The sequence below is a fragment of the Azohydromonas sp. genome, from assembly GCF_035325925.1.
Lineage (GTDB): Bacteria > Pseudomonadota > Gammaproteobacteria > Burkholderiales > Burkholderiaceae_C > Calidifontimicrobium.
This window is the reverse complement of sequence record NZ_DAOKZA010000089.1, coordinates 1-6,803: the sequence shown is the minus strand read 5'-3', so window position 1 is coordinate 6,803 and position 6,803 is coordinate 1. Positions and strand designations below refer to the sequence as shown.

The 6,803-nt window shown below is 70.8% G+C and carries 5 protein-coding genes and 1 pseudogene; 3 read left to right on the top strand and 3 right to left on the bottom strand.

Annotated features, from left to right (window positions below; genetic code table 11):
• Positions 1–96: 96 nt before the first annotated feature.
• Genes PKC53_RS18345 through PKC53_RS18335 form a run of 3 tightly spaced genes read right to left on the bottom strand, consistent with a single transcriptional unit; the run spans position 97 to position 3,135 of the window.
• Positions 97–918, bottom strand: coding sequence for an alpha/beta hydrolase (locus PKC53_RS18345; protein ID WP_324431267.1), 822 nt, complete (start codon positions 916–918; stop codon positions 97–99).
• Positions 915–2,543, bottom strand: coding sequence for a benzoate-CoA ligase family protein (locus PKC53_RS18340; RefSeq protein WP_324431265.1), 1,629 nt, complete (start codon positions 2,541–2,543; stop codon positions 915–917). Before PKC53_RS18340 ends, PKC53_RS18345 begins: the two co-directional genes overlap by 4 nt.
• A 43-nt stretch (positions 2,544–2,586) precedes the next feature.
• Positions 2,587–3,135: a DUF4863 family protein gene (locus PKC53_RS18335; RefSeq protein WP_324431263.1), complete on the bottom strand. Its 549-nt coding sequence runs from the start codon at positions 3,133–3,135 to the stop codon at positions 2,587–2,589.
• A gap of 92 nt (positions 3,136–3,227) precedes the next feature.
• Here PKC53_RS18335 and PKC53_RS18330 point away from each other — a divergent pair, with 92 nt between their 5' ends.
• The 3 genes and pseudogenes from PKC53_RS18330 to PKC53_RS18320 form a co-directional block, all read left to right on the top strand.
• Positions 3,228–4,199, top strand: a complete 972-nt coding sequence (locus tag PKC53_RS18330) for a helix-turn-helix transcriptional regulator (RefSeq protein ID WP_324431262.1) — start codon at positions 3,228–3,230, stop codon at positions 4,197–4,199.
• A 117-nt stretch (positions 4,200–4,316) separates the two neighbouring features.
• Entirely contained in the window at positions 4,317–5,978 is a 1,662-nt protein-coding gene (gene boxC / locus PKC53_RS18325; protein WP_324431261.1) for a 2,3-epoxybenzoyl-CoA dihydrolase, read from the top strand.
• A gap of 131 nt (positions 5,979–6,109) precedes the next feature.
• Positions 6,110–6,803, top strand: a pseudogene (locus PKC53_RS18320) (benzoyl-CoA 2,3-epoxidase subunit BoxB); the annotation flags it as partial.

Here is a 6,803-nt window from a genome sequence, read left to right as displayed (position 1 = left end):
GCGGCGGCTGGCCCTGCGCCTGCGCCGCGGCGCTCAGGCCCAGCGACAGCAGCGCAGCGGCCGCGGCGAGCGCGCTGCGACGGGGGAGGAAAATCGTCATCGGGAGTCTCCTTGGGGGTGGTGGTGGCGAACGAAGGCGGTGACTGCGTCGATCAGCGCGTCGGGCTGGTCGCGGTGCGGCGAGTGGCCGCAGTCGGCCAGCTCGAGCAGCTGCGCGTGCGGCACGCGCCGCGCGATGCCGCGGATCTGCTCGAGCGTGCCGTACTCGTCGTCGTGCCCCTGCACCGCGAGCAGCGGGCAGCGGATCGTCGCGACCTCGGCCTCGATCGACCAGTCGCGAAACGGCGGGTGTAGCCAGATGTCGTTCCAGCGCCAGAACGCGACGTCGGGGTCGTCGTGGTACTTCGCGAGGCGCTCGCGCAGGTCGCTGCCCAGGTAGGCCTCGCGCGCCTTGGCGATGCTGTCCACCGACAGGTCCTCGACGACGATGTGCGGCGCCAGCACGACGAGCCCGGCGACGCGCTGCGGGAACCGCGCCGCGTACAGCAGCGCGATCGAGCCGCCGTCGCTGTGGCCGAGCAGCCAGGGCGGCTGCACCTCGGGGTCGATGCGCAGCGCGTCGAACAGCGCCGGCAGCACCTCGTGCGCCTGGCGGTGCATGAAGTCCAGCCCCCAGCCCTGCTCGGGGTCGAGCAGTTTCGAGCCGCCGTAGCCCGGGCGAGAGTACACCAGCCCGCGCCAGCCGAGCGCGTCGCACAGGCGCTGCGGGAAGTCCTTCCACATCGCCACCGACCCCAGCCCCTCGTGCAGGAGCACGAGCAGCGGCGTGCCGAAGCGGTCACGGCCGATCCAGCGGTGCTCGACGCTGACGCGCAGCCCGTTCCAGTCGATCTCGACGTGTTCGACGTCGCTGCTCACGATGCCGCCGCCTCGCGCTCGCGCAGCCGGAAGCGCTGGATCTTGCCGGTGGCGGTCTTCGGCAGCTCGTCGAGGAACTCGATCTGCCGCGGGTACTTGTACGGCGCGAGCCGGTCCTTGACGAAGGCCTTCAGGTCGTCCTCGCTGGCGGCGGCGCCGGGCTTGAGCACCACGAAGGCCTTGGTCTTGGTCAGGCCCTCGGCGTCGGGCACGCCGATCACCGCGGCCTCGAGCACCGCCGGGTGCTGCACCAGCGTGGCCTCGACCTCGAACGGGCTCACGTAGATGCCGCTGACCTTGAGCATGTCGTCGCTGCGACCGGCGTAGGTGTAGCTGCCGTCGGGGTTGCGCACGTACTTGTCGCCGCTCTTGGTCCAGCCGCCCTGGAACGTGTCGCGCGTCTTGGCCCGGTTGCCCCAGTACATCATCGCCGCCGACGGGCCGTGGATGTACAGGTCGCCGGGTTCTCCGTCGGGCACCGGGCCGCCGCCCTCGCCGCGCAGTTCGATCTCGTAGCCCGGCACCGGCCAGCCGGTGGTGCCGTAGCGCACGCGGTCGGGGCGGTTGGAGATGAAGATGTGCAGCATCTCGGTCGAGCCGATGCCGTCGACGATGGGCACGCCGAAGTGGCGCTCGAAGCGCTCGCCGATCTCGGCGGGCAGCGCCTCGCCGGCCGACGACACCAGGCGCAGCGCGACCTCGCCGCGCGCCGGCAGGCCGGGTGCGGCGAGCATGCCGGCGAAGCCGGTCGGCGCGCCGTAGAACACCGTCGGCTTGACGCCGCCGACCTCGCCGCGCCAGCGCCGGAACACCGCGTCGGGGGTCGGTCGCTCGGCCATCAGCAGCACCGTGGCGCCCACCGACAGCGGGAAGCTCAGCGCGTTGCCCAGCCCGTAGGCGAAGAACAGCTTGGCCGCCGAGAAACACACGTCGCCGTCGCGCAGCCCGAGCACCGCCTTGCCGTACAGCTCGGCGGTCCAGTAGGGGTTGGCGTGGGAGTGCACCGTGCCCTTGGGCCGGCCGGTCGAGCCCGACGAGTACAGCCAGAACCCGGGGTCGTCGCCGCTGGTGCGCGCCGGACGCGCCAGCGGCGGCTGCGCCTGCAGGAAGGCCTCGAACTCGACCTCGGCCGGCTGCGGCGGCACCGTCGCCGACGGCGCCGCCCTCAGCGGTGCCTGCGGCCGCGAGACGATCACGCGCTGCACCTCGTGGTCGGCCTTGATCATCGCCGCCGAAAGTACCGGCAGCAGCGCGCCCGACACCAGCACCGCCTGCGCGCGCGAGTGTTCGAGCATGTAGGCGTAGTCGTCGGGGGTCAGCAGCGTGTTCACCGCGACCGGGACGATGCCGGCGTACATCGCGCCGAGGAACGCCACCGGCCAGTCGTTGGCGTCGTGCATCAACAGCAGCACGCGCTCCTCGCGCTTGACGCCCAGCGCGCGAAGCCCGGCGCCCGCGCGGCGCACGCGCTCGTCGAGATCGCCGTAGCTCAGGCGGCCCAGGTCGTCGACGAAGGCGGTGCGCCCGGCGCGCGCGGCGTTGAGCTGCAGCAGGTGCTGCGCGAAGTTGAACGCCTCGCCGGGCGGCGCGGCGCCGGCGGGGGTCATCGGCGGGGGCTGGGTCATCACGGTCTCCTCGGGTGCGGCCGCGGCCGGCGGCGCGCGGGACTCACTTCGTGAACTCGATGCGTCCTTCGGGCAGCAGGTACAGCACCAGCGCGCGGCCCTGCGACACCGTCGGGTGGTGCGCGCTGCCCGGCGGGCACACCAGCCAGCCGGCCGGTCGGCCGTCGAAGCGCGCGTCGCCGACGATCGGCATGATCAGGTCGATCTCGCCGTTCGGGTGCACGTGGTGCGGGCCGGCGATGAAATCCTGCTCACCGCCCGCCGGCACGGCAGCGCCGTCGGCGCCCCCCGGGGACGGCGGCTGGCCCGGGGTGGCCCAGCGCGGCGCGGCCATGTCGACCACGTCGACCGAGAAGCCGTGCAGGTCGGCGGCCGGCTTGAAGATGCGCCCGTAGCGGATGCCGCCGCCCTCGCGGTCGCACAGCCAGCCGGCGGCAACGCCGGCCTCGCAGGCGGCCTTGAGCCGGCGGTACGTGGTGCTGTCTGCGCCATGGGCGCGGTTGAGCCAGGCGTCCAGGTCGGCGTCGAGCGCACGGCCGGCGAGCTGTGCGGTCAACTGCGCGATCTCGGCGCGCAAGTCGTCGGGGGTCATCGGCGGTCTCCGCGGTCGACCGGCCGGCGCTTGCCGATCCCGGTCTGATGAAGTATTGTGCTTACGGGCACTGTAGAGCCGATTGGTTTTTCATGTCAAGCACTATAGTTCATAGTCCGCCGTTGACACCGAGCGCAAACCCCGAGGGTGGCGCGGTCGCCGCGGCCGAGGGGGACGACCGGGAGGAGAAGAACCCCTTCCTGGTCGCGCTCGGCGAGCGGGTGCGCGCGCTGCGGGCGCGCCGCGGCATGACGCGCAAGGCGGTGGCGCTGGCCGCCGACGTGTCGGAGCGTCACCTCGCGAACCTGGAGTACGGCGTCGGCAACGCGTCGATCCTGATCCTGCTGCAGGTCGCGCAGGCGCTGCAATGTTCGCTGGCCGAACTGATCGGCGACGTGACGACGTCGTCGCCGGAGTGGCTGCTGATCCGCGAGTTGCTCGAGCACCGCGACGAGGCGACGCTGCACCGCGTGCGCGTGGCCGTCGGCGAGATGCTCGGCACCGGCGGCGCGCACGGGCAGGGCGGGGCGCAGCGCAGCGCGCGTGTCGCGCTGATCGGCCTGCGCGGCGCCGGCAAGTCGACGCTGGGGCAGATGCTCGCCGACGACCTGGGCTTCCCGTTCGTCGAGCTCAGCCGCGAGATCGAGCAGTTCGCCGGCTGCAGCATCGCCGAGATCCAGGCGCTGTACGGGCAGAACGCGTACCGCCGCTACGAGCGCCGCGCGCTCGAGGAGGCGATCCAGATCTACCCCGAGGCGGTGATCGCGACGCCGGGTGGCATCGTCTCGGATCCGGCGACGTTCAACCTGCTGCTCGCGCATTGCACCACGGTGTGGTTGCAGGCCAGCCCCGAGGACCACATGAAGCGTGTCGTCGCGCAGGGCGACCTGCGGCCGATGGCCGCGAGCCGCGAGGCGATGGACGACCTCAGGGGGATCCTCGCCGGGCGCGAGGCTTTCTACTCGAAGGCCGACCTGCGCGTCGACACCAGTGCACAGTCGCTCGCCGGCGCATTCGACGCACTGCGTCGTGCGGTGCGACAACTGCTGCAGCTGCCACTCTGAATGATGAATGAAGTCGACGAACAAGCAACATAATGCTTGACATGATTCGCTTTGGTGCACTAAGATGCATTTCCCTGAATGCAGATCAATGCGTTCGGCCGCACAGAGGACCGCAACATGAGCCAGACCTCCCCCCGTGTCGAGTACCAGACCGACCCGTCGCAATACCGTCACTGGAAGCTCAGCTTCGAGGGGCCGGTGGCCACGCTGGCCGCTGACTTCGACGAGAACGCCGGGCTGCGCCCCGGCTACAAGCTCAAGCTCAACAGCTACGACCTCGGCGTCGACATCGAGCTCAACGACGCGCTGAACCGCATCCGCTTCGAGCACCCCGAGGTGCGCACGGTGGTGGTCACCAGCCTGAAGGACAAGGTGTTCTGCTCGGGCGCCAACATCTTCATGCTCGGGCTGTCGAGCCACGCGTGGAAGGTGAACTTCTGCAAGTTCACCAACGAGACGCGCAACGGCATCGAGGACTCGTCGTCGCACTCGGGGCTGAAGTTCATCGCCGCGGTCAACGGCGCCTGCGCCGGCGGCGGCTACGAGCTGGCGCTGGCCTGCGACGAGATCATCCTCGTCGACGACCGCTCGAGCGCGGTCAGCCTGCCCGAGGTGCCGCTGCTCGGCGTGCTGCCCGGCACCGGCGGGCTGACGCGCGTGACCGACAAGCGCCGCGTGCGCCACGACCTGGCCGACATTTTCTGCACCACCACCGAGGGCGTGCGCGGGCAGAAGGCCAAGGACTGGCGCCTCGTCGACGACATCGCCAAGCCGGCGCAGTTCGCCGCCCGCGTGCAGGAGCGTGCGCTCGAGCTGGCCCGCGCCAGCGACCGCCCGGCCGACGCGAAAGGTGTCGCGCTGCCGCCGCTGCAGCGCACGATCGATGCCGACGCGCTGCGCTATTCGCAGGTGCGTGTCGAGATCGACCGCGCCAAGCGCACCGCGACCTTCACCGTCAAGGGCCCGACGGACGGCCAGCCGACCGACGTCGCCGCCATCGAGGCGGCCGGCGCCGCCTGGTACCCGCTGGTGCTCGCGCGCGAGCTCGACGACGCGATCCTGTCGATGCGCACCAACGAGCTCGACATCGGCACCTGGCTGCTGAAGACCGAAGGCGACGTCGCCAGCGTGCTCGCGATGGACGCGACGCTGCTCGCGCACCGCGACCACTGGTTCGTGCGCGAGACGATCGGGGCGCTGCGCCGCGCGCTCAGCCGCCTCGACGTGTCCAGCCGCAGCCTGTTCGCGCTGATCGAGTCGGGCTCGTGCTTCGCCGGCACCTTGCTCGAGCTGGCGCTGGCCTGCGACCGCAGCTACATGCTGGTGCTGCCCGACGACGCGGCGAAGGCGCCGAAGATCGCCGTCGGCGAAGGCAACCTGGGTCTGTACCCGATGGCCACCGGCCAGGCGCGTCTGCAGCGCCGCTTCTACGACGAGCAGCCGGCGCTCGACGCGGTGCGCGCGAAGCTGGGCCAGCCGCTCGACGGCGAGGCCGCGCTGGCGCTGGGTCTGGTCACGTCGGCGCCCGACGACATCGACTGGCCCGACGAGACGCGCATCGCGATCGAGGAGCGCGTGTCGATGAGCCCCGACGCGCTGACCGGCATGGAGGCCAACCTGCGCTTCAACGGCGTCGAGAACATGGCCACGCGCATCTTCGGCCGCCTCACCGCGTGGCAGAACTGGATCTTCCAGCGCCCCAACGCGGTCGGCGAGAAGGGCGCCTTGAAGGTCTACGGCAGGGGCGACAAGGCCGCCTTCGACTGGAACAGAGTCTGACGACCACCCCGTAGCGGCCTTCGGCCGCCTCCCCTCGAGGGGCGCCGCCGGCGGACCGGCGAAGCCGGGTCCGCGGCGGCCGCTTGATCCGAACCCTCACTGCTCACCGAAGCACTCACCCGGAGACCACGATGTCCTCGATCAATTACAGCGAGAAGATCCCGAACAACGTCAACCTCAGCGAGGACCGCACGCTGCAGCGCGCGCTCGAGCAGTGGCAGCCCAACTACCTGCAGTGGTGGCAGGACATGGGCCCCGAGGGCTCGACCGACTACGACGTCTACCTGCGCACCGCGGTCAGCGTCGACCCGCACGGCTGGGCGCAGTTCGGCTACGTGAAGATGCCCGACTACCGCTGGGGCATCTTCCTGAACCCGGCCGACAAGGAGCGCAAGATCCACTTCGGCGACCACCTCGGCGAACCCGCCTGGCAGGACGTGCCGGGCGAGCATCGCGCCAACCTGCGCCGCATCATCGTCACGCAGGGCGACACCGAGCCGGCCTCGGTCGAGCAGCAGCGCCACCTCGGCCTGACCTGCCCGAGCCAGTACGACCTGCGCAACCTGTTCCAGGTCAACGTCGAGGAAGGCCGCCACCTGTGGGCCATGGTCTACCTGCTGCACAAGTACTTCGGCCGCGACGGCCGCGAGGAAGGCGAAGCGCTGCTCGAGCGCCGCAGCGGCAACCAGGACAACCCGCGCATCCTGCAGGCGTTCAACGAGAAGACGCCGGACTGGCTGAGCTTCTTCATGTTCACCTACTTCACCGATCGCGACGGCAAGTTCCAGCTGTGCGCGCTCGCCGAGAGCAGCTTCGACCCGCTGG